Origin of the sequence: Nitrogeniibacter mangrovi (assembly GCF_010983895.1) — a bacterium.
GTDB classification, from domain to species: domain Bacteria; phylum Pseudomonadota; class Gammaproteobacteria; order Burkholderiales; family Rhodocyclaceae; genus Nitrogeniibacter; species Nitrogeniibacter mangrovi.
In genome coordinates, this window is the sequence record NZ_CP048836.1 from 4,209,783 (window position 1) to 4,236,644 (window position 26,862).

General features: G+C 67.6%; 26 protein-coding genes. 9 read left to right on the forward strand and 17 right to left on the reverse strand.

From position 1 onward, the window contains the following. Positions 1-30 precede the first annotated feature (30 nt). The 9 genes from G3580_RS19625 (at position 31) to G3580_RS19665 (ending at position 6,897) form a co-directional block, all read left to right on the forward strand. On the forward strand, positions 31-1,152 hold the full coding sequence (locus G3580_RS19625) for an S-(hydroxymethyl)glutathione dehydrogenase/class III alcohol dehydrogenase (protein ID WP_456093858.1): 1,122 nt from the start codon (positions 31-33) through the stop codon (positions 1,150-1,152). 6 nt (positions 1,153-1,158) lie between these two features. After that, positions 1,159-2,007, forward strand: coding sequence for an S-formylglutathione hydrolase (gene fghA / locus G3580_RS19630; protein WP_173768437.1), 849 nt, complete (start codon positions 1,159-1,161; stop codon positions 2,005-2,007). Positions 2,008-2,099: 92 nt separating this feature from the next. After that, on the forward strand, positions 2,100-2,636 hold the full coding sequence (locus G3580_RS19635) for a hypothetical protein (RefSeq protein ID WP_173768439.1): 537 nt from the start codon (positions 2,100-2,102) through the stop codon (positions 2,634-2,636). Beyond that, positions 2,629-3,930, forward strand: a complete 1,302-nt coding sequence (locus G3580_RS19640) for an AmpG family muropeptide MFS transporter (RefSeq protein WP_228720723.1) — start codon at positions 2,629-2,631, stop codon at positions 3,928-3,930. Before G3580_RS19635 ends, G3580_RS19640 begins: the two co-directional genes overlap by 8 nt. Next, positions 3,927-4,646, forward strand: coding sequence for a uracil-DNA glycosylase family protein (locus tag G3580_RS19645; RefSeq protein ID WP_173768441.1), 720 nt, complete (start codon positions 3,927-3,929; stop codon positions 4,644-4,646). The genes G3580_RS19640 and G3580_RS19645 overlap by 4 nt, the downstream gene beginning before the upstream one ends. A gap of 60 nt (positions 4,647-4,706) precedes the next feature. Continuing rightward, positions 4,707-4,985, forward strand: a complete 279-nt coding sequence (locus G3580_RS19650; RefSeq protein ID WP_173768443.1) for a hypothetical protein — start codon at positions 4,707-4,709, stop codon at positions 4,983-4,985. Positions 4,986-5,058: 73 nt separating this feature from the next. Then, complete coding sequence (locus G3580_RS19655; RefSeq protein ID WP_173768445.1) at positions 5,059-5,955, forward strand: ROK family protein; 897 nt, start codon at positions 5,059-5,061, stop codon at positions 5,953-5,955. Further along, positions 5,952-6,623, forward strand: coding sequence for an MOSC domain-containing protein (locus tag G3580_RS19660; protein ID WP_173768448.1), 672 nt, complete (start codon positions 5,952-5,954; stop codon positions 6,621-6,623). Before G3580_RS19655 ends, G3580_RS19660 begins: the two co-directional genes overlap by 4 nt. Before the next feature lie 25 nt (positions 6,624-6,648). Further along, the gene (locus G3580_RS19665; protein ID WP_217424561.1) at positions 6,649-6,897 is read left to right on the forward strand and encodes a PGDYG domain-containing protein; all 249 of its coding nucleotides are present in this window, start codon (positions 6,649-6,651) and stop codon (positions 6,895-6,897) included. Between the two features lie 25 nt (positions 6,898-6,922). Here the strand turns inward: G3580_RS19665 and G3580_RS19670 are convergent, their stop codons facing one another. The 17 genes from G3580_RS19670 to rpmH all read right to left on the reverse strand — a co-directional run bounded on the left by G3580_RS19670 (position 6,923) and on the right by rpmH (position 26,421). Next, complete coding sequence (locus tag G3580_RS19670) at positions 6,923-9,094, reverse strand: primosomal protein N' (RefSeq protein WP_173768450.1); 2,172 nt, start codon at positions 9,092-9,094, stop codon at positions 6,923-6,925. A gap of 379 nt (positions 9,095-9,473) precedes the next feature. Continuing rightward, positions 9,474-10,544, reverse strand: coding sequence for a uroporphyrinogen decarboxylase (hemE, locus tag G3580_RS19675; protein WP_173768452.1), 1,071 nt, complete (start codon positions 10,542-10,544; stop codon positions 9,474-9,476). Between the two features lie 93 nt (positions 10,545-10,637). Next, the gene (locus G3580_RS19680; RefSeq protein ID WP_173768455.1) at positions 10,638-12,095 is read right to left on the reverse strand and encodes a TrkH family potassium uptake protein; all 1,458 of its coding nucleotides are present in this window, start codon (positions 12,093-12,095) and stop codon (positions 10,638-10,640) included. Positions 12,096-12,112: 17 nt separating this feature from the next. Then, entirely contained in the window at positions 12,113-13,570 is a 1,458-nt protein-coding gene (locus tag G3580_RS19685) for a TrkH family potassium uptake protein (protein WP_173768456.1), read from the reverse strand. Between the two features lie 140 nt (positions 13,571-13,710). Then, positions 13,711-15,114, reverse strand: a complete 1,404-nt coding sequence (gene trkA / locus G3580_RS19690; protein WP_173768458.1) for a Trk system potassium transporter TrkA — start codon at positions 15,112-15,114, stop codon at positions 13,711-13,713. 96 nt (positions 15,115-15,210) lie between these two features. After that, a complete protein-coding gene (locus tag G3580_RS19695; RefSeq protein WP_173768460.1) occupies positions 15,211-16,464 on the reverse strand; it encodes a sigma-54-dependent transcriptional regulator in 1,254 nt (417 codons plus the stop codon). A gap of 3 nt (positions 16,465-16,467) precedes the next feature. Further along, complete coding sequence (locus G3580_RS19700) at positions 16,468-18,588, reverse strand: sensor histidine kinase (RefSeq protein ID WP_173768462.1); 2,121 nt, start codon at positions 18,586-18,588, stop codon at positions 16,468-16,470. Beyond that, positions 18,585-19,136 carry a DUF4390 domain-containing protein gene (locus G3580_RS19705; protein WP_173768464.1) on the reverse strand — a complete coding sequence of 184 codons (552 nt, stop codon included), beginning with the start codon at positions 19,134-19,136 and terminating at the stop codon, positions 18,585-18,587. Before G3580_RS19705 ends, G3580_RS19700 begins: the two co-directional genes overlap by 4 nt. A 19-nt stretch (positions 19,137-19,155) precedes the next feature. Beyond that, positions 19,156-20,409, reverse strand: coding sequence for a 16S rRNA (cytosine(967)-C(5))-methyltransferase RsmB (gene rsmB / locus G3580_RS19710; protein WP_407671039.1), 1,254 nt, complete (start codon positions 20,407-20,409; stop codon positions 19,156-19,158). A gap of 89 nt (positions 20,410-20,498) precedes the next feature. Continuing rightward, positions 20,499-21,380, reverse strand: coding sequence for a polyamine aminopropyltransferase (speE, locus tag G3580_RS19715; protein ID WP_173768469.1), 882 nt, complete (start codon positions 21,378-21,380; stop codon positions 20,499-20,501). Positions 21,381-21,391: 11 nt separating this feature from the next. Then, on the reverse strand, positions 21,392-21,784 hold the full coding sequence (gene speD / locus G3580_RS19720; protein ID WP_173768471.1) for an adenosylmethionine decarboxylase: 393 nt from the start codon (positions 21,782-21,784) through the stop codon (positions 21,392-21,394). A gap of 109 nt (positions 21,785-21,893) precedes the next feature. After that, positions 21,894-22,655, reverse strand: coding sequence for a sulfite exporter TauE/SafE family protein (locus G3580_RS19725; protein WP_173768473.1), 762 nt, complete (start codon positions 22,653-22,655; stop codon positions 21,894-21,896). A gap of 37 nt (positions 22,656-22,692) precedes the next feature. After that, positions 22,693-24,045 carry a tRNA uridine-5-carboxymethylaminomethyl(34) synthesis GTPase MnmE gene (mnmE, locus tag G3580_RS19730; RefSeq protein ID WP_173768474.1) on the reverse strand — a complete coding sequence of 451 codons (1,353 nt, stop codon included), beginning with the start codon at positions 24,043-24,045 and terminating at the stop codon, positions 22,693-22,695. Further along, complete coding sequence (gene yidC, locus G3580_RS19735) at positions 24,026-25,684, reverse strand: membrane protein insertase YidC (RefSeq protein ID WP_173768476.1); 1,659 nt, start codon at positions 25,682-25,684, stop codon at positions 24,026-24,028. The genes mnmE and yidC overlap by 20 nt, the downstream gene beginning before the upstream one ends. A gap of 32 nt (positions 25,685-25,716) precedes the next feature. After that, positions 25,717-25,926 (reverse strand): membrane protein insertion efficiency factor YidD, encoded by a 210-nt coding sequence (gene yidD / locus G3580_RS19740; protein ID WP_173768478.1) that lies wholly within the window; start codon positions 25,924-25,926, stop codon positions 25,717-25,719. After that, positions 25,923-26,285: a ribonuclease P protein component gene (gene rnpA / locus G3580_RS19745; protein WP_173768480.1), complete on the reverse strand. Its 363-nt coding sequence runs from the start codon at positions 26,283-26,285 to the stop codon at positions 25,923-25,925. The genes yidD and rnpA overlap by 4 nt, the downstream gene beginning before the upstream one ends. 1 nt (position 26,286) lies before the next feature. Next, positions 26,287-26,421 (reverse strand): 50S ribosomal protein L34, encoded by a 135-nt coding sequence (gene rpmH / locus G3580_RS19750; RefSeq protein WP_173768482.1) that lies wholly within the window; start codon positions 26,419-26,421, stop codon positions 26,287-26,289. Positions 26,422-26,862 lie beyond the last annotated feature (441 nt).

Genomic DNA, 26,862 nt, shown 5'->3' on the forward strand with positions numbered 1-26,862 from the left:
AGAGCATTTCCCCACACCTGATGGAGACACATAATGATCAAGTCGCGTGCTGCGGTGGCCTGGAAGGCCGGTGCCCCGCTGGAAATCACCGAAGTGGACGTGGCGCCGCCGAAGAAGGGCGAGGTGCTGGTGCGCATCGTCGCCACCGGCGTGTGCCACACCGATGCCTTCACCCTGTCCGGCGCCGATCCGGAGGGCATCTTCCCGTCGATCCTCGGCCATGAGGGGGGCGGCATCGTCGAGGCGGTGGGCGAGGGTGTCACCTCGGTGGCGGTCGGCGATCATGTGATTCCGCTCTACACGCCCGAGTGCGGCGAGTGCAAGTTCTGCAAGTCGGGCAAGACCAACCTGTGCCAGGCGATCCGTGCCACCCAGGGCAAGGGCCTGATGCCGGACGGCACCAGCCGCTTCTCCAAGGACGGCGAGACCCTGTTCCATTACATGGGCACCTCGACCTTCTCCGAATACACCGTGCTGCCCGAGATCGCGGTGGCCAAGATCAACAAGGAAGCGCCGCTGGAGAAGGTGTGCCTGCTCGGCTGCGGCGTCACCACCGGTATCGGCGCGGTGATGAACACCGCCAAGGTGGAACCGGGCTCGACGGTGGCGGTGTTCGGCCTCGGCGGCATCGGTCTGTCGGCCATCATCGGCGCGGTCATGGCCAAGGCCAGCCGGATCCTGGCGATCGACGTGAACCCGGGCAAGTTCGAAATCGCCAAGCAGCTCGGCGCCACCGAGTGCGTGAACCCGCTCGATTACGACAAGCCGATCCAGGAAGTGATCGTGGACCTGACCGACGGCGGGGTGGACTACTCCTTCGAGTGCATCGGCAACGTCAAGGTGATGCGTTCGGCGCTGGAGTGCTGCCACAAGGGCTGGGGCGAGTCGGTGATCATCGGCGTGGCCGGCGCGGGCGAAGAGATCTGCACCCGTCCGTTCCAGCTGGTGACCGGCCGGGTGTGGCGCGGTTCGGCCTTCGGCGGCGTGCGCGGTCGTTCCGAGCTGCCCGGCTACGTGGAGCGTGCGCAGAAGGGCGAGATCCCGCTGGACACCTTCATCACCCACACCATGGGGCTGAACGACATCAACCAGGCCTTCGATCTGATGCACGAGGGCAAGAGCATCCGTTCGGTCATCCACTACGACATGTAATCTCCCATGGATGCGAATCTCGAACTGATCGCCAGCAACAAGAGCTTCGGCGGCTGGCACAAGCGTTACCGACACCGCTCGACCGCCAACGGCTGCGACATGGTGTTCGCCATCTACCTGCCGCCAGCGGCCGAAACCGGGCCGGTGCCGGTGCTCTACTGGCTCTCGGGGCTCACCTGCACGGATGAGAATTTCATGCAGAAGGCCGGCGCCCAGCGGGTGGCGGCCGAGCTGGGCATCGCCATCGTCGCGCCGGACACCAGTCCGCGCGGCGAGGACGTGCCCGACGATCCGGAAGGCGCCTACGACTTCGGCCTCGGCGCCGGTTTCTACGTGAATGCCACCCAGGCACCCTACAACCGGCACTATCACATGTACGACTATGTGACCAAGGAGCTGCCGGCGCTGGTCGAGGCACACTTCCCGGTCACTGATCGGCGCGCCATCAGCGGTCATTCCATGGGCGGGCACGGGGCGCTGATCTGTGCCTTCAGGAACCCCGGCCGCTATGTGTCGGTGTCGGCCTTCTCGCCCATCTGCGCCCCCATGGATTGTCCCTGGGGCCAGAAGGCGCTGGGTCGCTACCTGGGCGACAACCGGGAGGCGTGGGCACAGTGGGACGCCTCGCGGCTCATCGGCGAGGCCGGTGAGCGCCTGCCACTGCTGGTGGACCAGGGCAGCGAGGACGGATTCCTCGAAGAGCAGCTGCTCACCCACCGCCTCGTCGACGCGGCCAAGGCGGCGGACCACCCGGCGACCATCCGCATGCAGGCCGGATACGACCACAGCTACTACTTCATCGCGAGCTTCATCGAAGATCACCTGCGCCATCACGGCGCCGCGCTCCTCGATTGAGCCTCGCCGACGGGTAGACGCTGGACGGCAACGGTAGCGCAGCTGTGGGACAATAGACCCTTTCGATCCATTCCACCCACTTGGAGGCGTCGATGGGCCGGGTGCCCCTGCTGTTGCTGCTGTTGTCCTGTTCAGTCCTCACGGCCTGCGGGCCCGATGCAGCCGAGGCACCGGCGACCGAGTCGAAAGTGGCCCGGGAAGGTGCCCGCGACGCCGGTGATGCCGCCCGCGATGCGGTGAAGAAAGCCGGTGACGCATTGCGCCGGCTGGGGGGCGCACCGACGCCGGAACCGACCCCGGCGCCACCGCCGGCGCTGCCCGAGCCGACCCCTGAAGTGGTGCTGAAGGCACCGCTGCCGACCACGCCCGCGGCGATCGAACCCATTCCCGACGAGACCCAGCGTATCGAGGAGGATCCCTCCGTGGCGCGTGACGCGGGTGCGGCGACCCAGGAGGCCACCGAACGCCTGCTCGAGGCCACCCGACGGGCCGCCGAGCGGATGCGCAATGCGGGCAAGGGCATGGTGGACGCTTTCAGCCATGAAGGTGCGCAGAGCCCGGCCCCCGTCGCCACGACCGAGGCCGCTCCACCCGCGCCGCTCACCGCGCCTGCGATGCCGAATGAGTGATGGCGCGCGCCCGCGGCGCGACTGGCGTGAGGTGGTCCTCAACCAGCGCATGCTGGTGTGCATCTTCACCGGTTTCGCCTCGGGCCTGCCGCTCTACCTGCTGCTCAACCTGGTGCCGGCGTGGCTGCGCACCGAGGGCCTGTCGCTCAAGACCATCGGCGCCTTCGCGCTGATCCAGTTTCCCTACACCTGGAAATTCCTGTGGGCGCCCCTGCTCGATCGCTTCGGCATCCTTCCGGCCATGGGTCGGCGGCGCAGCTGGATGCTGGTCACCCAGGTCGTGTTGCTGGCCGCGGTGGCCTGGCTCGGCCGTCTCCATCCGGCCGAACAGCTGACCCTGGTGATCACGCTCACCGCCGTCATCGCCCTGGCCTCGGCCACCCTCGACATCGCCCTGGACGCCTTCCGCCGCGAGATCCTGCCCGACGAAGAACTTGGGCTGGGTAACGCGATCCATGTGAACGCCTATCGCATCGCCGGCCTGGTACCCGGATCGCTGTCGCTGATCCTGGCCGACCACCTGCCCTGGCAGGAGGTGTTCCTGATCACCTCGGCCTTCGTGCTGCCTGGCATGATCATGACGTTGCTGGTGCGCGAACCCACCGCCGCCGTGACCCGGCCGCGCACCCTGCGCGATGCGGTGGTCGAGCCCTTCCACGAATTCTTCACCCGCCACGGGGTGCAGTCCGCCCTGTTGGTGCTGGCCTTCATCTTCCTCTACAAGCTCGGCGACTCCCTGTGCACCGCGCTGGCCACGCCCTTCTACCTCGACATGGGCTACAGCAAGACGGAGATCGGCATCATCGCCAAGAACGCCGGCCTGTGGCCGATGGTGATCGGCGGCATCCTCGGCGGCCTGTGGATGGTCAAGCTGGGCATCAACCGCGCCCTGTGGCTGTTCGGCGTGGTGCAGTTGGTGACCATCCTCGGTTTCGTGTGGCTGGCCTGGCTCGGCCCCGCGCCTGCGGATGCCGGGCGCCTGGCGGTGCTGGCCACGGTGATCGCGGGCGAGGCGGTCGGCGCCGGCCTGGGGACCACCGCCTTCGTCGCCTTCATGGCGCGCGCCACCCATCCGGCCTACACCGCTACCCAGCTGGCCCTGTTCACCAGCCTGATGGCGGTGCCGCGCACCTTCATCAATGCCTCGGCGGGCTGGCTGATCGAATGGCTGGGCGGTTATCTGCCCTTCTTCATGCTGTGCTTCGTGCTCGCCTTTCCCGGCATGCTGCTCCTGCTCAAGGTCGCGCCCTGGCACGAGCGCCCCGAGGATGCTTCTCCCAGGACGGTTTCATGACCCATGCCCTTGTCGAGGCCGCCGCGCAGCTGCGCGACGCGGTCGATGCGCTGCGTTTTTCCGCGCCGGTCACCCATGTGTACAACCCGCTCGACTATGCCTGGGCGGTGCACGAGGCCTATCTGGAACGCTATGGCAGCGGCAACAAGCAGGTGGTGCTGGTGGGTATGAACCCGGGGCCCTTCGGCATGGTGCAGACCGGCGTGCCCTTCGGCGAGATCGCCATGGTGCGCGACTGGATGGGGCTGGACGGGGTGGTCGGCAAGCCGGCGTACGAGAGCCCGAAGCGGCCGGTCGAGGGCTTCGCCTGCTCCCGCTCGGAAGTCAGCGGGCGGCGCCTGTGGGGGTTGTTCGCCGAGCGCTTCGGCACCGCAGAGGCCTTCTTTCGCGATCACTTCGTCGCCAACTATTGCCCCCTGGCCTTCCTCGACGGCGGCCGCAATGTCACGCCCGACAAGCTGCCCGCCGCCGAGACCGCGCCGCTGTTCGCGGCCTGCGACGCCCATCTGCATGCGCTGGTCAGCGCGCTCGAGCCGGTGTGGGTCATCGGTGTCGGCGCCTGGGCGCAGAAGCGCGCCGAGGGAGTGCTCGCGGATCTGCCGGTGCGCATCGGCCGCGTCCTCCATCCGAGTCCGGCCAGCCCGGCGGCGAACCGGGGCTGGGCCGAGGCGGCGACCCGGCAGCTGGTCGAACAGGGGGTGTGGCCCGCCGCCTGAGCGGTACTGGCACGTGGATTGCTGCAGTGCAACCCACCCACGTCACACAGAAGCCCTTCGATGCGCTCGCCAGACCCCCAGCAGATTGCCCGTTTCAAGATCCATCTTCGCCGGGTGACCGGCATCAACCTCAACACCCAGCGTTTCATCGACGACGCAGCCTACGCCACGGCCATGCTGGATCGGGCCGAGTCGGTGGACGACGAGACCCTGGTCGCGCTGGCGGTGGCAATGCGCCTGGCGGCCGGCGGCGGCACCGCCGCGCCGGCCGAGGCGGCGATCGAACCGCGCACCAAGGCGGACGGGCGCAAGTACCTGTTTGGTGCGCGCGGCGGGTGAACGCGGCGGCACGGCTTTTCCCCACCCGCCCCGCGTGAGACGATAAGGCCTTCGTCACTTCGGGGAACGCGGGATGCGAATCGGCATCGATCTGGGCGGCACCAAGATCGAAGCGATCGCGCTTGACGCACAGGGCGTCGCGCGCCTGCGCCGTCGCGTACCCACGCCCCAGGGCGACTATCCGGCCACCGTCGCCGCCATCGTCGATCTCGTGCGCGGGCTCGAAGCATCGCTGGACGCGCGCGCCACTGTCGGCATCGGCACGCCCGGCGCGCCCTCGCGGGTGGACGGGCGCATGAAGAACGCCAATTCCACCTGTCTCATCGGCCAGCCGCTGCAGGCGGACCTGGAAGCGGCGCTCGGGCGCCCCGTCCGACTCGCCAATGACGCCAACTGCCTCGCCGTGTCCGAAGCCACCGACGGCGCCGCCGCCGGTGCCGCGGTGGTGTTCGGCGTCATCGTCGGCACCGGCGTGGGGGGCGGCATCGTCGTCGACGGCCGGCCCCTGGTGGGCGCCAACGCCATCGCCGGCGAGTGGGGCCACAATCCGCTCGCCGACCCGGAACCGGCGCGGCCGTGCTACTGCGGCCGGCTCGGCTGCGTGGAGACCTGGCTGTCGGGGCCGGGGCTGGCGGCCGATCATGCGCAGCACAGCGGCCAGCGACGCGACGCGCGTCAGATCGTCGACGCCGCGGCCGCGGGCGATGCCGATTGCGAGCGCAGCCTGCAACGCTACGAGGCGCGCCTGGCCCGGGCGCTGGCCACGGTGATCAACATCCTCGATCCGGAGGTGATCGTGCTCGGCGGCGGGCTCTCCCAGCTCGCCCGCCTGTACGAGAACGTGCCGCGCCTGTGGGTGCCGCACGTGTTCTCCGACACCATCGCCACCCGCCTCGTCCCCCCCATGCATGGCGACAGTTCGGGCGTGCGCGGCGCCGCCTGGCTGTGGCCTCAGGAGGTCCGCACATGACTCAGGATACCTGGCAGCCGGTCGGCGTCTTCGTCGGCGGCCTGCGCCCCTTGCCTCCCGAAGGCCAGATGACCGGCATGTACAAGGCGCGCCAGGGAGGGCCGGTGCGTTGCGGCGTCGAAGGCATCGAAGGCGACCGCCAGGGCGACCGCCGCGTGCATGGGGGGCCCGACAAGGCGGTGCATCTGTATCCGGCGGACCACTACGCCCGGCTCGCCGAGCTGATGCCCGACTGCCCGGTGGCGCTCGGGGCCGGCGTGCTCGGCGAGAATCTCTCGGTCGCGGGGATCGACGAGGCGCGGGTATGCATCGGCGACGTGTTCGCCCTCGGCGAGGTGCGCCTGCAGGTGAGCCAGCTGCGCCGCCCGTGCTGGAAGATCAGCCACCGGCTCGGCGTGGACGCGGCCTCGCGCCTGGTGGCGGACCACGGTCTCAATGGCTGGTACTTTCGCGTTGTCGACGGCGGCCTGATCCCGCCCGAAGGCACGCTGACCCTCGTCGACCGCCCCGCCCCCGCCATGACGCTCGCGCGCCTGTGGGCGGTCGAACAGGCCCATCGCCCCGCCATCGACGAAGTGCGCGCCCTCGCCGCCACCCCCGGTCTGGCGGCCCAATGGGCCCAGCGGCTCCGCCAGCGCGCCGACTGGCTCGAACGCCACCCCGGCTGAACATCAAGAACAAGAGGACGCCCCCATGACCATCCACATCAAGCGCCTGTCCGACGGTGGGATGTCCGCCGACGCCGAGCTGCCCCCCGCGCAGCGCGCGGTCAAGAAGCCCATCCCCCTGGAGGTGCGTCGCATGCCGGAAGCCTTCACCGTGGAGACCCTGGAAGGCACCATGCAGGGCAAGGCGGGGGACTGGCTGATCACCGGCGTGGATGGCGAGGTGTATCCGTGCGATGCGGACATCTTCGCGCGGACGTACGAGGTGGTCGGGTAGCCGGACCGCCTTGCGATGAGCGGCGTTACACGTCCAGTGGATCCACATCCATCCGCCAGCGCACGTCGCGCGCGGTGCCGAGCCGGTAGAGCCGGCGCATCCATTCGCTGAGAAAGCCCTGCAGCGCGGCCCGCGAGGCCGATTCGACGAGCAGTTGCGCGCGTTCGCGGCGCGCCAGCCGCGTCATGCGCATGGGCACGGGGTCGTAGAGGAAGATGCCGCCGGGGGCGTCGCTGCGGATGCAGTCGCTGGCGCGGGTGAGGAAGTCGAGGGCGTCGTCGAGCACCGGGGCGTCGGCGCTCAGCATGGCCTGGAAGGTGAAGGGAGGGAAGTTGGCTTCTTCCCGTTCGGCCAGGGCCATGCGCGCGAAGGCGTCGGTGTCCTGGCGCTGCAGGCACTGGAACAGCGGGTGGTCGGGGAATTCGGTCTGGATGAGGACCTCGCCGGCCAGCGCGGCCCGCCCGGCGCGACCGCCGACCTGCATCATCTGCTGGAACAGGCGTTCCGGGGCGCGGAAGTCGGCGGCATAGAGGGCGCCGTCGGCGCCGATCACGCCGACCAGGGTGAGGCGCGGAAAGTCGTGGCCCTTGGCCATCATCTGGGTGCCGACGAGGATGTCGGCCTCGCCGGCGTGGATGCGCGCGAGCAGTTCGAGCCAGTGCTTGCGCGAGCGCGCGGCGTCCCGGTCCACGCGCAGAATGCGCGCCTCGGGGAAGCGGGCGACGAGGCCTTCCTCGAGTTTCTGGGTGCCGCGCCCGAGGGGCTTGAGATCCTGGTTGCCGCACTCCGGGCAGGCATGGGGGATGGACGTGTCGTGGCCGCAGTGGTGGCAGCGCAGGCGCCGGTCCTTCAGGTGCACCACGCAGTTGGCCGAGCAGTGCGGGCAGGCGCTGATCCAGTCGCAGGCGGGGCAGGAGAGCACCGGGGCGTAGCCGCGCCGGTTGAGGAACAGCAGGCTCTGTTCCCGGCGTTCGAGGCGTTCTCCGAGGGCCTTGATCAGGGCCGGCGAGAGGCCGTCCTCGAGCTTGATGCGGCGGGTGTCGATGAGCCGCACCGTGGGCAGATGCGTGGCGATGGCACGCTGGGTGAGACGCAGCCGGGTGTAACGGCCCTGCTCGGCATGGCGCCAGCTCTCCAGCGACGGGGTGGCGGAGCCGAGCACCAGCGGCACCTCGCGCTGGCGCGCGCGCCACACGGCCAGGTCCCGCGCCGAGTAGCGCACCCCTTCCTGCTGCTTGTAGGACGGGTCGTGTTCTTCGTCCACCACGATGAGGCCGAGGCGCGGCAGCGGGGTGAAGATGGCCAGCCGGGTGCCGAGCACGATGTCGGCCTCGCCCTTCATGGCGCGCACGAAGCCGCGCGAGCGGGCGCCGTCGGCGACGCCCGAGTGCAGGGCGACGATGTCGGCATCGGGAAAGCGCCCGACGACGCGCTGTTCGAGCTGGGGGGTGAGCGCGATCTCGGGCACCAGCACCAGCACCTGGCGGCCCGCCGCCAGGGCGCGCTCGATGAGGCGCAGGTAGACCTCGGTCTTGCCCGCGCCGGTCACCCCCTGCAGCAGGTAGGCGGCGAAGCCGCCGGCATGGGCGGCGACGGTGTCGATGACCTGGCCTTGTTCGTCGGTGAGCGTGGGCAGGGCGCCGGCGGTGCGCGCCGGGTTCTGCGGGCGGACGGCATAGATCCATCGGCGCCGGAGCAGATCGGCGCAGGCGGTGCCCTCGGGCCAGGTGCGGAGCACCGACTTGCGCGTCGGGCCGGCCGCCTGGAGTTGCGCGAGCAGGTGACGTGCCTTCGATGGCCGCCCGCCTTCGTCGTGGGCTTGGCGGCCGGCCGGGGTGAGGGCGAGCAGGGGGTCGGTGTCGCGGTCGTCCACCTCGTCGGCGCGACGCAGGTCGGGCGGCAGGGCGAGGGCGATCACTTCGCCCTGGGGGACGTGGTAGTAGCGGGCGACGAAGGCGGTCAGCGCGAGCCAGTCGCCCGGCAGCGGCGGAACCTCGCGCAGGAGGTGCTCCACCGGCTTGAGCCGGGCCGGATCGATATCACTTTCGGTGGGTAGATCGACGATGACGCCGGTCTCCTGACGACGCCCGAAATTGACGCGCACGCATCGGCCTATGTCTTCGTGTGTGGCGGAATCACACGAATAATCAAACAGTTGGGGAATCGGGACAGGAAGCGCGACACGGACGATCGACATACCGTTTTGGTGCGTTAGCGTGAAAAACGTTATAGGTCAGTGGCTTGGGGTGGTTTTGAAGAATGTTCTTCGGTAATCGGGCTAACTGCCTGCCATAAAACTGTAATCAGGCCTTGTCCACAAATCCTGTGGATAACTTTGTGGGAAATGCCCGGGATAAGCCGCTAACCGGCCGTCACCACTACGATTCTTCTACCCTGCCCCATCTTGAAGCAGTAAAAAAATGTTTAAAAACAGTGGCTTGAAAAAATACCCGAAGCGGGTGTGCAAACATCATCGCTGACGCTGCCGGGGTCACGTCGTGTGTATAAGTCAACCCCGAATCACGCGATTTCGGGGTTGACTCAAAAAAATTTTTTATACCGATTTGCGGCCTTGATCAACCCTGTGCACGCAGGCTGCGGCTGTGGGCGTGAACCGTCTCCACCAGCACGCTCACATGCTCGGGTGGCGTGTACTGGGAGATGCCGTGGCCGAGGTTGAAGACATGGCCCGGATGGTTGCCGAAGCTGTCGAGCACGGCCCGTGCTTCGCTGGCGATGCGCTCGGGGGTGCCGAACAGGATGGACGGATCGATGTTGCCCTGCAGGGCGACCTTGTCGCCGACGCGACGGCGGGCCTCGCCGATGTCGATGGTCCAGTCCAGCCCGAGGGCGTCGCAGCCGATGTCGGCCATGGCCTCGAGCCACAGGCCGCCGCCCTTGGTGAACACGATGGACGGCACGCGACGGCCGTCGGCTTCCTTCTTGAGGCCGGCGACGATCTTCTCCATGTACTGCAGGGAGAACTCGCGATAGGCCGCATGGGAGAGCACGCCGCCCCAGGAATCGAAGATCATCACGGCCTGGGCGCCGGCGTCGATCTGGGCGTTGAGATAGGCGACGACGGCGTCGGCGGTGACGTCGAGGATGCGATGCAGCAGCTCCGGCCGTGCGTAGGCCATGGTCTTGATCTGCTGGTAGTCCTTGGACGAGCCGCCTTCGACCATGTAGCAGGCCAGGGTCCACGGGCTGCCGGAGAAGCCGATCAGCGGTACGCGGCCGTCGAGGGCGCGGCGGATCTCGCTGACGGCATCGGTGACGTACTTGAGCTCGCCGGCCGGATCGGGGGCGGCGAGCTTCATGATCTCGGTCTCGTCGCGCAGCGGGCGCTCGAAGCGCGGGCCCTCGCCTTCGGCGAAGTACAGGCCCAGGCCCATGGCGTCGGGCACGGTGAGGATGTCGGAGAACAGGATCGCCGCATCCAGGTCGTAGCGCTCCAGCGGCTGCAGGGTCACCTCGCAGGCCATGGCCGGGCTCTTGCACAGGTTGAGGAAGCTGCCGGCGCGCTTGCGGGTGGCGCAGTACTCGGGCAGGTAGCGGCCGGCCTGGCGCATGAGCCACAGGGGCGTGTAGTCGGTGCTCTGGCGCAGCAGGGCGCGCAGGAAGGTGTCGTTGCGCAGGGGGCTCACGGTCGATCCTGGTCAGATGGCTGTCAAAACCGGGATTATCCGCGTTTTGGCGCCGGGCCGACACCCGGGTGGATCAAATGGCGTGCGCGCCGCTCACTTGCGCCAGAAGGTGGGCGTGAGCACCACCAGCAGGGTGAAGATCTCCAGGCGGCCCAGCAGCATGGCGAAGGACAATACCCAGGTCTGGAAATCGGTGAGCACCGAGTAGTTCTGCGCCGGGCCGACCAGGGCCATGCCCGGGCCGGCGTTGTTGAGGCAGGCGATCACGGCGGAGAAGGCCGAGATCAGGTCGAGGCCGCTGCCGCCGAGCACCAGGGTGAGGACGATGATGCAGGCCATGTAGATGAAGCCGAAGGCCAGCACCGCGTGGAGGATATTGGTGGCCACCGGGGTGCGGCTGAACTTGACCCGGCGCAGCGCGGACGGATGCAGGGCGAGCAGGACCTCGGCGAACACCTGTTTGTAGAGGATCATGGCGCGGCTCATCTTGATGCCGCCGCCGGTGGACCCGGAGCAGGCCGCGAAGCTGGACAGGAACAGGATCCACAGCTGTGCGAACACCGGCCAGGTGGCGTAGTCGGTGGTGGTCAGCCCCAGCGAGGTGGCCATGGATACGACCTGGAAGATCACCAGCCGGAACACCGTGGGCAGGTCCGCGTGGTCGGGCTGCGCATACATGTAGGCGGTGAGCATGACGGTGCTGCCGGCCAGCACGAGGAAGAAGTACTTGAGCTCGGGGTCGTAGCGGTAGGGCCGCCAGGAGCGCTGCACGATGACCAGATAGTGGGTGGCGTAGTTGAGGCCGGCGGCACAGGCGAAGACGATGGTGACGGCCTCGATGGGCACGCTGTTGAAGGCGCCGAGCGAGGCGTCGGAGGTCGAGAAGCCGCCCAGGCCCATGATCGAGAAGGCGTGGATGAGCGCGTTCCAGCCGTCCATGCCGGCCAGCCACAGGGCGATGGTGCATGCCACGGTGAGCAGCACGTAGGCGAACCACAGCCCCTTGGCGGTCTCGGTGATGCGCGGGGTCAGGGTGGTTTCCTTGATCGGCCCGGGCGTCTCCGCCTTGAACATCTGGCGGCCGCCGATGCCGAGGATGGGCAGCACCGCGACCACCAGCACGATCACGCCCATGCCCCCTACCCAGTGCAGGAAACAACGCCACAGGTTGATGGAGATGGGCAGTGTGTCGAGCCCGGAGAGCACCGTGGCGCCGGTGGTGGTCAGCCCGGAGGCGGCCTCGAAGTAGGCGTCGGTGACGCTCAGTTCGGGCAGGTAGAACATCAGCGGCAGCATGGCGAACACGGGTGTGACCAGCCAGGTCGCCGAGACCAGCAGGAAACCGTCGCGGGTGCGCAGCTTGCGCTTGCTGTGGCGGGTGAGCGCCCACATGGCGAAGCCCACCGCGAAGGTGATGAACAGCGCCTCGTCGTAGGCGGCGGTGGCGCCGTCGTGCATGAAGAACGAGACCGTGAGCGGAAAGCCGATCAGCAGCCCGAAGATCATCAGGATCAGGCCGAGGGCGCTGATGACCGGGTAGTAGCTGCGCATGATCGTCGGTCCCCCGCTCACTTGCGCCAGAAGCCGGGGGTGAGCACCACCAGCAGGGTGAAGATCTCCAGGCGGCCGAGCAGCATCGCGGCGGCGCAGATCCAGGTCTGGAAATCGTTGAGCACGGCGTAGTTGGCCCCGGCGCCGACGGCGTTGAGTCCCGGCCCGGTGTTGTTGAGCGTCGCCACCACGGCGGAGAAGGCGGTGATCAGTTCCAGTCCGGTGGCCGAGAGCAGCAGGGTGAGGCTGACGATGGTGCACATGTAGATGAAACTGAAGGCCAGCACCGCATGCAGGATCTTGTCGGGGACCTGGCTCTGCCCGACCCGCACCGGCTTGACCGCGGCCGGGTGAACGGCGTGGATCACCTCGCGGAACACCTGCTTGTAGAGGATTATGGCGCGCATCAGCTTGATGCCGCCGCCGGTGGAGCCGGAACAGGCGATGAAGCTGCCCAGGAAGAGGATGCACAGCTGGCCGAACAGGGGCCACGCGGCGTAATCCGAGGTGGCGAAGCCCAGCGAGGTGGACAGGCCGATGCCGTGGAAGGCCACGTAGCGTAGCGCGGTGCCCGGATCGGGGTAGATGTCGAAGCGGCTCAGATACACCGTGAGCGCGACGATGGTGACCGCAAGCACGCCCAGGTAGAACGGCAGCTCGCGGTCATGGCGGTAGGGCTGCAGGGAACGCCGGCGCAGGGCCTGGTAGTGGGTGGAAAAGTTCATGCCCGAGAGCAGGGCGAAGACCATGGCGACCAGTTCGATCGGCACCGCGTTGAAATGCCCGAGGGTGGCGTCGCGGGCGGCGAATCCGCCGCGCCCCATGATCGCCAGGGCCTGCATGAGCGCCTTGCCACCGGGCAGGCCCACGCCCATGAGGCTCAGCATGCACGCCAGCGTGAGCAGCACGTACACCATCCACAGGCCCTTGGTGGTGTCGGTGATGCGCGGGGTGAGGCTCGCGCCCTGGCCGGTGCCGGTCGCTTCGGCCTTGAACATCTGCCGCCCGCCGATGCCCAGCAGGGGCAGCACGGCGGCCGCCAGCACGAGCACGCCGAGGCCGCCGATCCAGTGCAGCAGGGCACGCCAGAAGGTGATCGATACCGGCAGCGCGTCCACCCCCGCCATCACCGTGGCGCCGGTGGCGGTGAGCCCCGCGGTGGCCTCGAAGTAGGCGTCGGTGAAGGACATGTCGGGCATATACAGCCACAGGGGCAGGGCCGCGAATACCGGCAGGCCGGCCCAGGTGAGGGCGACCAGGAGGAAGCTGTCGTGCACCCGCAGCTCGCGTCGCCCCTTGCGGGTGCCGGCCCACAGGGCGACGCCGACCGCACAGGTGATGAGCATCGCCTGGTTGTGGGCCGCCAGGGCGCTGTCGTCGCTGAACCAGGACAGGGCCAGCGGGATCCCCATCAGCAGGCCGAAGATCAGCACGATCAGGCCGAGCGGATTGAGGACGGGGTAGTTACGCCGCATGCCGGAACCTAGGGTTGGTGGGCGGTGGTGCGATGGTCGCACGCCACGGCGTTGTCTTCGTGACACCACCGCTGCGCTGCGGTGGCCTGGCGCGTCGGGGCACCTGCGCTCGTCGTGTCAACGCGATCCATCGGGCGACCCTAGAAGAACGAGAAGTCCACCTGGAACAGCTTCTCGACCTGACGCACCAGCTTCTTGGTGGTGCAGAAGACGATGAGGTGGTCTTCGGGCTCGATGACAGTGTCGTGATGGGGCATCACCACGGTGGGCCGTCCGGGCTTGTCCTCGGTACCGCCCACTTCGCGGACGATGGCGCCGATGGTGGCACCGCGCGGCAGGCGGATGTTCTCGATCGCGCGGCCCACCACCTTGGAGTTCTTCTCGTCCCCGTGGGCGATGATCTCCAGGGCCTCGGCGGCGCCACGGCGCAGGCTGTGCACCGCTACCACATCACCGCGGCGCACATGGGCGAGCAGCGAGCCGATGGAGGTCTGCGCCGGCGAGATGGCGATGTCGATGTGACCGCCCTGCACCAGATCCACATAGGACTTGCGGTTGATCAGGGCGAGGGTGCGGCGGGCGCCCATGCGCTTGGCCAGCGAGGCGGACATGATGTTGTCTTCCTCGTCGTTGGTCAGCGCCACGAACATGTCCATCTCGTCGATGTTCTCGTTCTCGAGCAGGTTCTCGTCGGTGGCGTCGCCGCGCAGCACCAGGGTGCGCGACAGGTCGTTGGCGATGGCCTCGGCGCGGCGCTTTTCCGATTCGAGGATCTTGACCTCGTAGTCGCGCTCGATGGAGCGGGCCAGGCGCAGGCCGATGTTGCCGCCGCCGGCGATCATGATGCGGCGGATGGGGCGGTCGATGCGGGCCAGCTCGCGCATCACCTGGCGGATATGCACCGAGGCGGCCAGGCAGAACACCTCGTCGCCGGGCTGGATGAAGGTGTCGCCCTCCGGGATGATCGGCTCGCCCTGGCGGTAGATGGCCGCGATGCGCACCTCCACGTTGGGCATGTGGTAGCGCAGCGCCTTGAGCGGATGGCCCACCAGCGGGCCACCCTCGTAGGCACGCACGCCGATGAGGCTGAGCACCCCGTCGGCGAAGTCGAGCACCTGCAGGGCTTCGGGGAAGGCGATCAGGCGGCGGATGTAGTCGGTGACGATCTGCTCGGGGCAGATGGAGAAGTCCACCGCGAAGTTGTCGATGCTCAGCAGTTCCGGATGATCGACGAAGTCCGAGGAGCGCAGGCGCGCGATGCGGGTGGGCAGGTTGAACAGGGTGCGCGCGATGCGACAGGCACACAGGTTGGTCTGGTCCGACTGGGTGACCGCGATGAGCAGGTCGGCGTCTTCGGCGCCCGCTTCGCGCAGCACCGAGGGAGAGGCCGCATTGCCGCAGACCGTGCGCAGGTCGAGCCGGTCGCGCATGGTCTGGAGTTGGTCCGCGTCGGTGTCCACCAGGGTGATGTCGTTGGACTCCGAAACCAGATTTTCCGCCACCGAGGTGCCCACCTGGCCGGCGCCGAGCAAGATGATCTTCACGGTCTGAGGGTATCGCCTTGAAAAAGGTGGGGTCGATTCTACGCTGATCGTGTCGGCACGTCAGGCGTTTTTGTGCGACGCATCAAGGCCCTGGCCTCAGCCGGAGCGGTCCTCGCCGCGTCGTCCGGAGGAGATGCCCAGCTGCTTGAGCTTGCGATACAGGTGGGTGCGCTCGAGCCCGGTCTTCTCCGCCAGGCGGGTCATGTTGCCCCCCTCGAGCATGAGGTGATGCTCGAAATACACCCGCTCGAAGGCCTCGCGTGCCTCGCGCAGGGGCAGGTCGAGGGGCAGCCCGTGGGTGGCCGGCGCGGGGCTGATCAGGCGCTGTACGTCCTCGCCGCCGATCTCCTCTTCCAGGGTGCCGAGGGCCAGCGAGCGTACCGCCGCGCGCAGCTGGGTGTAGCCACTGTTCCAGCCCTGGGTACGCAGGGCGTTGAGGGCGGCGGTGCTGAACTTGCGGTGTGGTGCCTCGCCGCATTCGATGAGGTGGACCAGCAGCTGGCTGGCCAGATCCGGGATGTCGTCGCGAATCTCCTCCAGCGCCGGCAGCGCCAGACTCACCTCGAACAGGCGCTTGACGATGACCGCGTCCCAGCCGGCATCGACGAGGGCGTCGGCGTCCGCGTCGGTGGCGGCGGCCAGGTGCAGGTCGTAGCGTTCGAGCCGGTCGAGGGCGAAGGCCAGGTTCTTCTGCTGGGGGCGTGACAGGCGGTTCAGTTCCTCCACGTAGAGGATGCCGCCCTGGGTGCCCTGCAGGAGGTCCACGTCGATGGGCCCGCTCACCGCCCCCAGGTCGAGCCACTGGTTGCGCCGGGTGGGCAGGCTGCGCGCGGCCAGCTCGGCGAGGCTGCCGCCATGGAGGCGGAACAGGACATGGCGGGAGCGCAGGCTGATCTGGCCGAGCCGCTTGCCCAGCTCCTTGAGGGTGGACGAGCGCGGGAAGGCGGCGAGGGTCAGCGGGCTGATGCGCGGCGATTCCTGCGCGGCGCGCTGTTCGAGGGCGCGCTTGACGGTGCCGAGCAGCTTCTGCAGCGCGATCGGCTTTTCCAGGTAGTCGATGGCGCCGATGCGGGTCGCCTCGACCGCGGTATCGATGGTGCCATGGCCGGACATCATGATCACCGGCATGTTCAGCTGGCCGGCCGCCGCCCATTCCTTGAGCAGCGAGATGCCGTCGGAGTCGGGCATCCAGATGTCCAGCAGCACCAGGTCGGGGCGCGCCTTGTGGCGCTGCGCGCGCGCGGTCGCGGCATTTTCGGCAACGACAATGTCATAGCCCTCGTCGCTGAGGATTTCGGAGAGCAGTTCGCGGATGCCGACTTCGTCGTCGACGATGAGGATGGAAGGCATGGGTCAGTCTGTGTCTCGGGCGACCGGTCGCAGATGAATGCGGACCTCGGCGCCGCCGGTTTCGCGGTTGATCAGTCGGATGTCACCGCCGTGTTCGTCGATGATCTTCTTGACGATGGCCAGGCCGAGGCCGGAGCCGCGGTGCTTGGTCGTGTAATAGGGCTCGAAGGCGCGCATGAGCATGTCGGGCGGAAAACCGGGTCCCTGGTCGGCGATGCTCAGGCGCACGCGGCCGGTCTTGCGCCGCGTGGTGGCGATGGTGATGACGCCGTCCGCATGCTCGGCCATGGCGTCCTGGGCATTTTGCAGCAGATTGTGGATGACCTGGCGCAACTGCGAGGCGTCGCCGACGATGTCCGGCAGGGTCGGGTCGAGCTCGGCGCGGATGGGCACGGGCGAGGCTTCGTAGAGCGCCAGCACCTCGTGGATCAGTTCGTTCAGGTCCACCCGGGTCAGGGTCGGCGAGGGCAGTTTGGCATAGTCGCGGAAGGCGTTGACCAGATTCTTCATCGCCTCGACCTGGTTGACGATGGTGCCGGTCGCGCGCTCGAGCAGGGCGCGGCCCTCCTCGTCCAGGCGCGGCGCCAGCTTCAGGCCCAGTCGCTCGGCCGACAGCTGGATCGGGGTGAGCGGGTTCTTGATCTCGTGAGCCAGGCGCCGCGCGACCTCCCCCCAGGCGGCGGTGCGCTCGGCGGCGATCAGGTGGGAGATGTCATCGAACACCACCACCGTGCCCCCGCCGGAGACCTCGGGCAGGCGCGAGCCGTGGATCAGCAGGGTCATCTGCCCGCCTTCGGGGGAGCTGACCTCGATCTGCTCATGCCAGTCGTCGTCGCCACGGGCGAAGGCCGCCAGCAGCGCATCGCGGAACTGGGTGTGGTGGGACCAGTCGGCCAGGGTGATGTGCTCATGATCGTCGAGGGTGTCGTCGAGGATCTGGGTGGCACCCCGGTTGGCGGCGCGCAGGGTGCCGTCCGGGGCGAAGGCGAGGACCCCGGTCGACAGGTTGGCGAGCACGCTCTCCAGATAGGCACGGGCCGCTTCCACCGCGGCCTGGTGGCGGTCGGCCTGGGCGCGCGCTTCGTCGAGCTGGCGGGTCATCTGGTTGAAGGACTGGGTGAGCACGCCGAGCTCGTCCTTCGCCGGCAGGGCGCGCCGCGGGGAGTAGTCGCCCTGGGCGACCGCCTCGGTGCCCTGGGCGAGGATGAGCAGCGGCCGGGTCAGGCGCCGCGCGATCACGAAGGCCACCGCCACGGCGGCGAGCAGGGCCAGCAGGAGCGAGAAGGTGAGCGTGAGGGTGTAGATGATCTTCAGCCCTTCGCGCCCGAGCGAGAGCTGCTTGTAGTCGCGGTAGGCGGCCTGGACGGCGTTGGCGTGGCGGCTGAGGGTTTCCGGCACGGGCTGGCGCAGGAGCAGGTAGAGGGGGTCGGAGGCGATGATGGCGGCGGGGATGGGCATGATGACCATCATGTCGATCTTGCCGTCGTTGTCGGCGCTGAGGAAGCGGGCCCGCTGGCCGACGCGCACCTGGTGCATCTGGTCGGGGCGCGGCAGCGTCGGCATGAGCATGCTCACGTCCGAGGAGGCGGTGGCGATCACGCGGCCGCCATCGGAGAACACGGTGGCGGTGTTCACCCCCGCCTGCTCGCGCAGCCGGTTGAGCCGGCTCACCGCCAGGCCCGGGTTGTCGGACAGCTCCAGCGCCATCTCGCGGGCGCGGTCCTCGAGCTGTTCGGACAGGTGGTCGAAGGTGCTCTGGCCGAGCGCGATGCCGCCTTCGAGCGCCGCGTCGACGCGCACGTTGAACCAGGTCTCGATGCTGCGCATCACGAACTGCAGAGAGATGATGTAGACCACGGTGCCGGGCACGATGGCCATGAGCGCGAAGAACACCAGCAGCCGGTACTTGAGACGGGCGCCGAACTTCTTGGCGCGCAGGTCGGCGAACAGGGAGCGCAGCTGGTAGGCCACCAGACCGAGCAGGGCGACGACGAAGAAGCCGTTGATCGCGAGCAGGATCGGGTAGCTGCCGGAGAGGAGCTCGGAGTTGCCGGTGGCGCTGGCGAGCAGGAACAGCGACAGGCCGGCGACGGCTGCAGCGACGATGATCGCGATCTGCTTCATCGTCGGTTTACTGGGCTGGCGAGGAAGGTCCAGCGCATCCAGTCGGTGTCGATCTGCCAGTCGTGGCTGCCCAGGGTGGAGACCTGGAAGGGGCGCGGCAGTTGGGCGGTGTCGAGGCGGAAGCGCACGCCGACGTTGTAGGACTCACCCGGGGTGAGCGTGGTCATCGGCGTGATGGTCCAGCGGCGGATGCTGAGCATCGTGCGCACGGCATCGTCGAGGCGGTTGAAATTCTGGTGCAGGCGGCCGATGCCGAGCCGGTAGCTGCGCGTCATGGGATGGTAGGAGAGGCGAAATTCGAGGCGCGCGGTGGCGAGGGTTTCGTCGAACCAGTACCAGCGTGGCGATTCGATGGACGCCTCGGCGACGAAGTTGACCGGCACGCCCTGCTCGATGGCCTCGCGCACGCGGGGGTTCAGGTCGAGCGAGATGTCCGCATTGATGACGTAGTCGCCATGGTTGGGGACGATCTCCGCGTAGCGCACATAGGGCTCGTCGGCGTGGGCGACCATCGCGAAGAGGGGGCCGAGGACGAGCAGGAGCCGCATGACGGCCCGGGCGAGGCGATCAGCGATGCTTTTGCAGCAGGGCGTAGTAAAAGCCGTCATGGTCGGCACCGGGCAGCACGATCCGCTCGATCTGGTTGTCGATGGCCATGCGTATGGCATCCGCATGACGGGCACAGAAGCGCGCGATCTGGCTCCGGTTTTCTTCGTCGAACACCGAGCAGGTCACGTAGAGCATTGTGCCACCGGGGGCGAGGGTCCGCCACAGGGCGTCGAGCAGACTCGCCTGCTGGGCGGCGAATCGGGGAATGTCGGTATTGCGTCGCAGCCACTTGATGTCCGGGTGGCGGCGTACCACGCCCGAGGCCGAACAGGGCACATCGGCGAGGATGCGATCGAAGGGCCGGCCGTCCCACCAGCGCTCGAGGTCGGCACAGTCAGCGACTTCGATGCGGGCGCTCAGACCCAGGCGCTCGAGGTTTTCCTCGATGCGGGTGGCGCGGGCCGGATCGAGCTCGAGGGCGGTGAGGTCCACATCGGCGAGCTCGAGCAGGTGCGCGGTCTTGCCGCCGGGCGCCGCGCACGCGTCGAGGATGCGTTCGCCGTCGCGCGGCGCGAGCCATCGGGCGGCCCACTGGGCGCCAGCGTCCTGCACCGAGAAGTCGCCAGTGAAGAAACCGGGAATCTGGTCCACCGGGCAGGCGCGCTCGAGACACAGGGCACCGTTGTCGAGCAACCGTGCCGCGATGCCCGCTTCGGCCAGTCGTGCGAGACCGGCTTCGGGTGTGAGGCGGCGTCGGTTGACCCGCAGCGCCATGGGCGGGTGCTGGTTGCCGGCGGCGAGGATGGCTTCCCAGTCGTCGGGGTAGCTGGCGCGCAGGCGCCTGATCCACCAGTCCGGGTGGCGCAGGCGCGTTTCCGGGGTCGCGTCGAGGCGGGTGACCAGGGCATCGAAGCGCCGCAGGATGTTGCGCAGCACGCCATTGACCACGCCCTTGAGCCCGGGGGCGAGTGACGCCGCGGCGCTCACCGCCTGATCGACGATGGTGTGCGCCTGATCGTGGCGTTGCTCGAGGCGGTGGAAGGCGACCAGGAGCACACCGTGCAGGGCGGCGGGCAACGGCTTTTGCAGGAACTGGCCGAGCACCGCGTCGCCGCGTCCGTAGTCGCGCAAGGTCCCGTAGGTCAGGTCCTGGACCGCGCCCCAGTTGATGTCGGGTGCGGTGTGTCGGCGTCGGCTGTGCGCGAGCTGCTCGGTCAGAGCCTTGCCCTCGACCACGGCGGCCACGAGCTGGCCGGCCAGGCTCAGGCTCATGGCGAGGCTGTCGGGGGCGAGCGGTGCGGGGCGGCGATGACCGCCGTCGCGGGCTCGGGCGGGGGCACGTCGGTGCCCGGGTCGATCAGTCATTCAGCGATCAGGTCGCGCAGATAGGTGGGATACATGAAGGCGGCGCAATGGGTGTCCGCATTGTAGTACTGCAGGTGGTCGATGGCGCGTTCGGAAAGGCGCCGGGTCACGGCGGCACCGTCCAGGGTTGCCGGGTCGGTGGCGTCGCTGGCACAGGCCATGCCCCACAGACTGCCGTAGAGCGGAATGTAATGGAAGTGCGGGCGCACATGAGCAAAGACGCGCCGCAGGCGGCCGAGCAATTCGCGCACGCGATCGGGCTGGTAGACCGGCGCACCGAGGTGGAGGCTGATGGCACCCTGTGGCGTCATCAGCGCCTTGCACTGGGCGAAGAACTCTTCGGTGTACAGATCGGCCGCCGGGCCGATCGGGTCGGTGAGATCGAGCACCACCAGATCGAAGCGCTTGCCTTCTTCGGGCGCGACGACCCGTACGTAGTGCAGGCCGTCCTCGATACGCAGGGTGAGGCGCGGGTCGTCGAGCGCGCCGTTGTGGACGCAGGCCAGATGCGCGCGGGCGATGTCGACCACCTTGCCGTCGAGCTCGACGAGTACCGCCTCTTCCATGTCCGGGTACTTGAACAGCTCGTCCACCGAGCCGCCGTCACCGCCGCCGATGACGAGCGCCCGGCGCGGGGCGTCCATGGCGATAGCCGGAACATGGATGAGGTTCTCATGGTAGAAGAACTCGTCCCGCTCCGAGGTCATGAAGAAGCCATCGAGCCGGAACAGCTTGCCGAAATGCGGCGTGTCCCAGACCTCGTAATGCTGGTACGGGGTGTCGCCTGCTTCGATGAGCCGGCCCTTCACGAGGTAGTGACCGGCTTGGTCGTTGAGCGGCTCGATGAGCATGTCGTCGGGCTTGGGGGCCTCGCTCATGATGCGCCTCCTCAGGCGGCAGCGGCGAGCGGCAACTCCCCGCGCATGATGTCCTGGGCCTGGATCTGACCGGGCTTGAGCATGGCGACGAGTTTGTCGTACACCGCGCGGGCGCGGTCGCTGTTGTCACGCGAGAAATTGCACACGTAGATGTCCAGCGTGACGGCTCCGGTTTCCGGCCAGGTGTGGATCGCCACATGTGATTCGGCGAGCACCACGGTTCCGGTCACGCCGGCCTGTTCGCCAGTGTCGTGCGTGAACTGGTAAAAATACGCGCCCAGGGGCGTCAGCCCCGCGTCCTGGCAGAACTGGACACACTTGCTCTCCAGGACGTCCCGGTCCAGGAGAAACTTCGGATTGCACTCACACTGATAGAGATCGGCGATGAGATGAAGACCTTGCATGGCATCCCCATCCACAAAGGATTGAAAAAACACGCAATTTTATCACCCCGACGCCCCCAGGGGCAGCCTTTTGTTCCACGTGGAACCACGCGGTGCGATTGCGTCGGGATTACAGCAGTTCGTAAGCCATCTTCGCGATCAGCGCGACCACGACGGTGATGAAGATCCGGCGAACGAATCCGGCACCGTGCCGAAGTGCGAGCGTGCTTCCCGTGACGGCGCCGGCGATGTTGGCGACAGCCATCGCGAGTCCGACCGACCAGAGCACCGCGCCGGTGAACGCGAAGAAGGAAATGGCGGCGAGGTTGGTGGCGAAGTTGAGGATTTTCGCGGTGGCGGACGCCCGCAGGAAATCCATGCCCAAAAACCGGATGAGCAGGAAGATGAAGAAGCTGCCGGTGCCCGGGCCGAGAAAGCCATCGTAGAATCCGACGCACAGGGCGATGGGGATGATTCTGGAGAACCCTTGCCTGTGCCCCAACGCGACGGCCGGCGTGGTGCCGAAATTCTTGTTGCGAAAGGTGTAGGCTGCGACCGCGATCAGCAGGACGAGTACCAACGGGCGGACGATCGTCGGGTCGAGATAGCTGACCATGCGTGCGCCCCACCAGGCGCCGAACAGGGCGCAGCCGGCGCCGATGAGCACCAGATTTCGGTCGAGCGCGATCCGGCGGGCGTATTGGACCGATGCCGTCCCGGTGCCGAAGATGCTCGCGATCTTGTTGGTGCCGAACAGCGTGGCGGGCGGCTGGCCGGGGAGGAGCGAGAACAGCAACGGTACCTGGATCAGGCCGCCGCCGCCCACGACCGCATCGACGAAGCCGGCGCCGAAGGCACCGGCCAGGAGGGCGAACAGGGTCCATTCACTCATGGGTGCGTGCGCGATGTTTCACGTGAAACGTGAACCATCACTTTCCGATGCAGAAGCGGGAGAAGATTTCGCCGAGCAGATCATCCGGCGTGAACTCCCCGACGATGTCGCCCAGCGCTTCGTGGGCGCGACGCAATTCCTCGGCCATGAGTTCGAGTGCGTCGGTGCGTGAGAGCGCCGCGACCACATGATCAAGGGCATGATCCAGGGCGGTGAGGTGGCGCTTGCGCGCCAGATAGGTGTCTTCGGCGTGCGGATGCCAGCCGGCGACGGCGAGCAGCTGGTCGCGCAACAGGTGGACACCTTCCCCGGTCTTGGCCGACAGACGAATGTGGACCGGATGCTCGGGACTCTCGTGGGCCTCGCCGACATGTCCGACCAGGTCACACTTGTTCGATACGGTGATGCGGGGGATGCCCGCCGGCAGCCGCTGATCGATTTCGTGGTCCGCCGCCGTCAGGCCGGTGCGCGCGTCCACCAGGCGAAGAATCACGTCGGCCCGTTCGATCTCCTTCCAGGTGCGCTCGATGCCGATGCGTTCGACCGCGTCGCCGGTGTCGCGCAGCCCGGCGGTGTCCACGATGTGTAGCGGAATGCCGGCGATCTGGATCGTCTCTTTGAGCGCGTCCCGCGTGGTGCCGGCGATGTCGGTGACGATCGCCCGCTCCTCGCCGGCGAGCTGGTTGAGCAGGCTCGACTTGCCGACATTCGGCTGCCCGACCAGCACCACATGCAGCCCCTCGCGCATGATCGCGCCCTGGCGCGAGCGGTCGATCAGGTCGGCGAGCGCGGTGCGGATCGCCTCCATGCGCGGGATCGCGCGTGCCGATTCGAGGAAGTCGATTTCCTCTTCCGGAAAATCGAGCGTCGCCTCGACCAGCATGCGCAGCGTGATGAGCTGATCCTGGATGTCGTGGATGGCGCCGGAAAAGGCGCCGCTCAGGGAGCGCACCGCGGAGCGCGCGGCGGCGGTGGTGGACGCTTCGATGAGGTCGGCGACCGCCTCGGCCTGGGCGAGGTCGAGCTTATCGTTGAGGAAGGCGCGCTGGGTGAATTCACCGGGTTCGGCGAGCCGGGCACCGAGCGCGAGACAGCGCTCGAGCACCAGCTGGAGGACGACCGGTCCCCCGTGCCCCTGCAGCTCGATGACGTCTTCACCGGTGAAGGAGTGTGGCGCGGGGAAGTAGAGCAGCAGCCCTTCGTCGATCATCTGCCCGTCCTCATCGAGGAAGGGGCGGAAGTGGGCGTAGCGTGGAGTGGGGAGGGTGCCGCCGTTCAGGCGGGTGGCAAGGTCGGACAGACCCGTGCCGGAGATGCGGACGATGCCGACGCCACCGCGCCCGGGCGCGGTGGCGATGGCGGCAATCGTGTCAGGTCTTCTTTCCGCCACTTTCGATCATGCGGGTGATCTGCCATTGCTGGGCAATGGACAGGGTGTTGTTGACCACCCAGTACAGCACCAGACCGGCGGGGAAGAACAGGAACATGAAGGTGAACACGATGGGCATGGCCATCATCACCTTGGCCTGCATCGGGTCCGGCGGCGTCGGGTTGAGGCGCTGCTGGATGAGCATCGAGATGCCCATGATGATCGGCAGGATGTAGTACGGATCCTTCACCGACAGGTCGGTGATCCAGCCCAGCCACGGCGCCTGGCGCATCTCGACGCTGCCCAGCAGCACCCAGTACAGGGCGATGAAGACGGGAATCTGAACCACGATCGGGAGGCAGCCGCCCAGCGGGTTGATCTTCTCCGTCTTGTAGATCTTCATCATCTCCTGCTGCATGCGCACCTTGTCGTCGCCGAACTGCTCCTTCATGCGTTGCATGCGCGGGCCGAGGGTCCGCATCTTCGCCATCGACTTGTACGAGGTGGCCGACAGCGGGAAGAAGATCGCCTTCAGGCACACGGTGACCAGGATGATGGCCCAGCCCCAGTTGCCGGTCAGCTTGTGGAACCACTGCAGCACCCAGAACAGCGGCGCGGCGATCACGGTCAGCCAGCCGTAGTCGACCACCAGGTCGAGGCCCGGCGCGATCGCCTTGAGCTTGTCCTGCTCCTGCGGACCGGCGTACAGCTCGGTGCTTACGGTCTGCTGCTGGCCGGGAGCGATCTCGGGCACCGGCAGGATCATGCCGGCGGTGTAGAGGTTGTTGCCGATCTTGCGGGCGAAGTACTCACGCTCGACGCCTTCCTTGGGGATCAGCGCGCTCACGAAGTAGTGCTGGATCATGGCTACCCAGCCGTTGTCCGCCTTCTTCGGATACTTCGCGTCGCCGTCGGCGATGGCGTCGAACTTCACCTTCATGAACTTGTCCGCCTCGGTGTAGAAGGCCGGGCCGGTGAAGGTGTGCGCACCCATCGCCTTCACGCCCTCGGCGGGGTCGCCGTCGCGCTGGAGCTGGAAGTAGGCGTCGGTCTTGAGCGGCTCGGTGCCGTGATTGGCGATCTCGTAGCTGACGTCGATCTCGTAGCTGCCGCGGGTGAAGGTCAGCACCTTGGTCACCGCGATCCCGTTCACCTCGGGTGCCTTGAGGCGCACCTGCAAGGTGTCCTGTCCGGCGGCGAGCGTCGGGTTGCCCGCCGGCAGCTCGAAGCGCGTCTTGTGGTTGGGCAAGCCCTTGCCGGTCAGGCCGCCCTGGGCGGTGTAGATGTGATTGCCGCCATCGTCCAGGAGCACGAAGTTCTTGCTCTTGTCACCGGTGGCCTTGTGGTGGGTCAGCTCCAGATGAACGATGTCACCACCCTCGGCCGAGATCCGGGCCACGAGCATGTCGGTGGTTACGGTGATGGTCGGCGCCGTACTGGCCGGGCGCTTGCCCGTGGGGACGTCGCCGCTGGTGCCCACCGGCGTGCTCGCCTGCGGGATGCTGGCGTCGGTGGCCGTCGCATGCGCGCCGGGGGCGCCGGCGGCCGTGGTGGGCGTCACCGGTGCGGCGGGCGGATTGTTGTGCTTCATCCAGCCTTCCCACAGCATGAACAGGGAAAAGCCGAAGATGAGGGTGAGGATGAGACGTCGATTGTCCATCGGGAGCGAGACCGTTTTATCTGGTTATCAGGTTAGGGGACCGGGTCGTGACCACCGGCGCACCAGGGGTGGCAGCGCGCGACCCGTTTGGTCGCCAGCCAGCCGCCCTTGAGCGCGCCGTAACGTTCGATGGCCTCGACCGCATAGGTCGAGCAGCTCGGCGTGAAGCGGCAGTTGCTGCCCAGCATCGGGCTGATCGCGTAGCGATAAACCTTGAGCAGGAGCAGCAGCAGTGTCTTCATGCCGGCAGCCGCCGTAGCAAGTCTGCCAGATCATTGTGAAGACTGGTGCGCGACGCACCGATGATGGGGCGATTGAGCCGCACCACCAGATCGAGGCAGGGCAGTTGGGCACGCCGAAGGCGGAAGCCTTCGCGCACGATGCGCTTGACCAGGTTGCGTTGCACGGCGCGGCGCGCAAGCTTCTTGGCGACCACCACGCCCAGGCGCGCGGTCGGCAGGGCATTGGGTCGATAGTGCACGATCAGGAAGCGCCCCTTGATGGCGCGCCTAAAAGCAAAAACGGATGAGTACTCATCCGTTTTTCGCAATCGGTATGCGTCGCGGAAGCACTGATCGGCATCCGGCGACCCGCTCGCCACGTCAGACGGCGAGGCGGTGACGACCCTTGGCGCGACGGGCACGGATGACGGCGCGACCACCGCGGGAACGCATGCGGACCAGGAAACCGTGGGTGCGCTTGCGCTTGACGACGGAGGGCTGATAGGTACGTTTCATGATGACTGGCCAGTAAGTTGAGTCAAACGGAGAATTTCATCCTAATTACCTTGTTTTGTCAACGTTTATTCCCCTCCGGGCCGACGTTCGGCGGGATCGGGTGTGAAGGCCCCGTTCGTCGCCCGATGCGCGGGTGCATGATGCGTGAGGCATCGCGCGGGGTGGCGATGGCGCCCGGCGACCCGGCGGCGGGCCTTGCCGCACAGGAGCGTGCGTCCATGCGGGGCGTTGGCCGCAGGCCGGGTTTCCGACGCTTCCACCTGTGGATAACTTCCGCCCGGCGAGGTAGAATGCTCGCTTGCCGCCGTGGTTTGAGACACTGAATTGACGGCCCGCGAGAGGTCAGAGGCGGAATCCCGAGAGCAGAGTTGCAAGGCGGTCGCCTGCCGGCGACCGGCGAGCCGATCGAGTTTCCGTACCTACAAGAATGCATCCGCACCC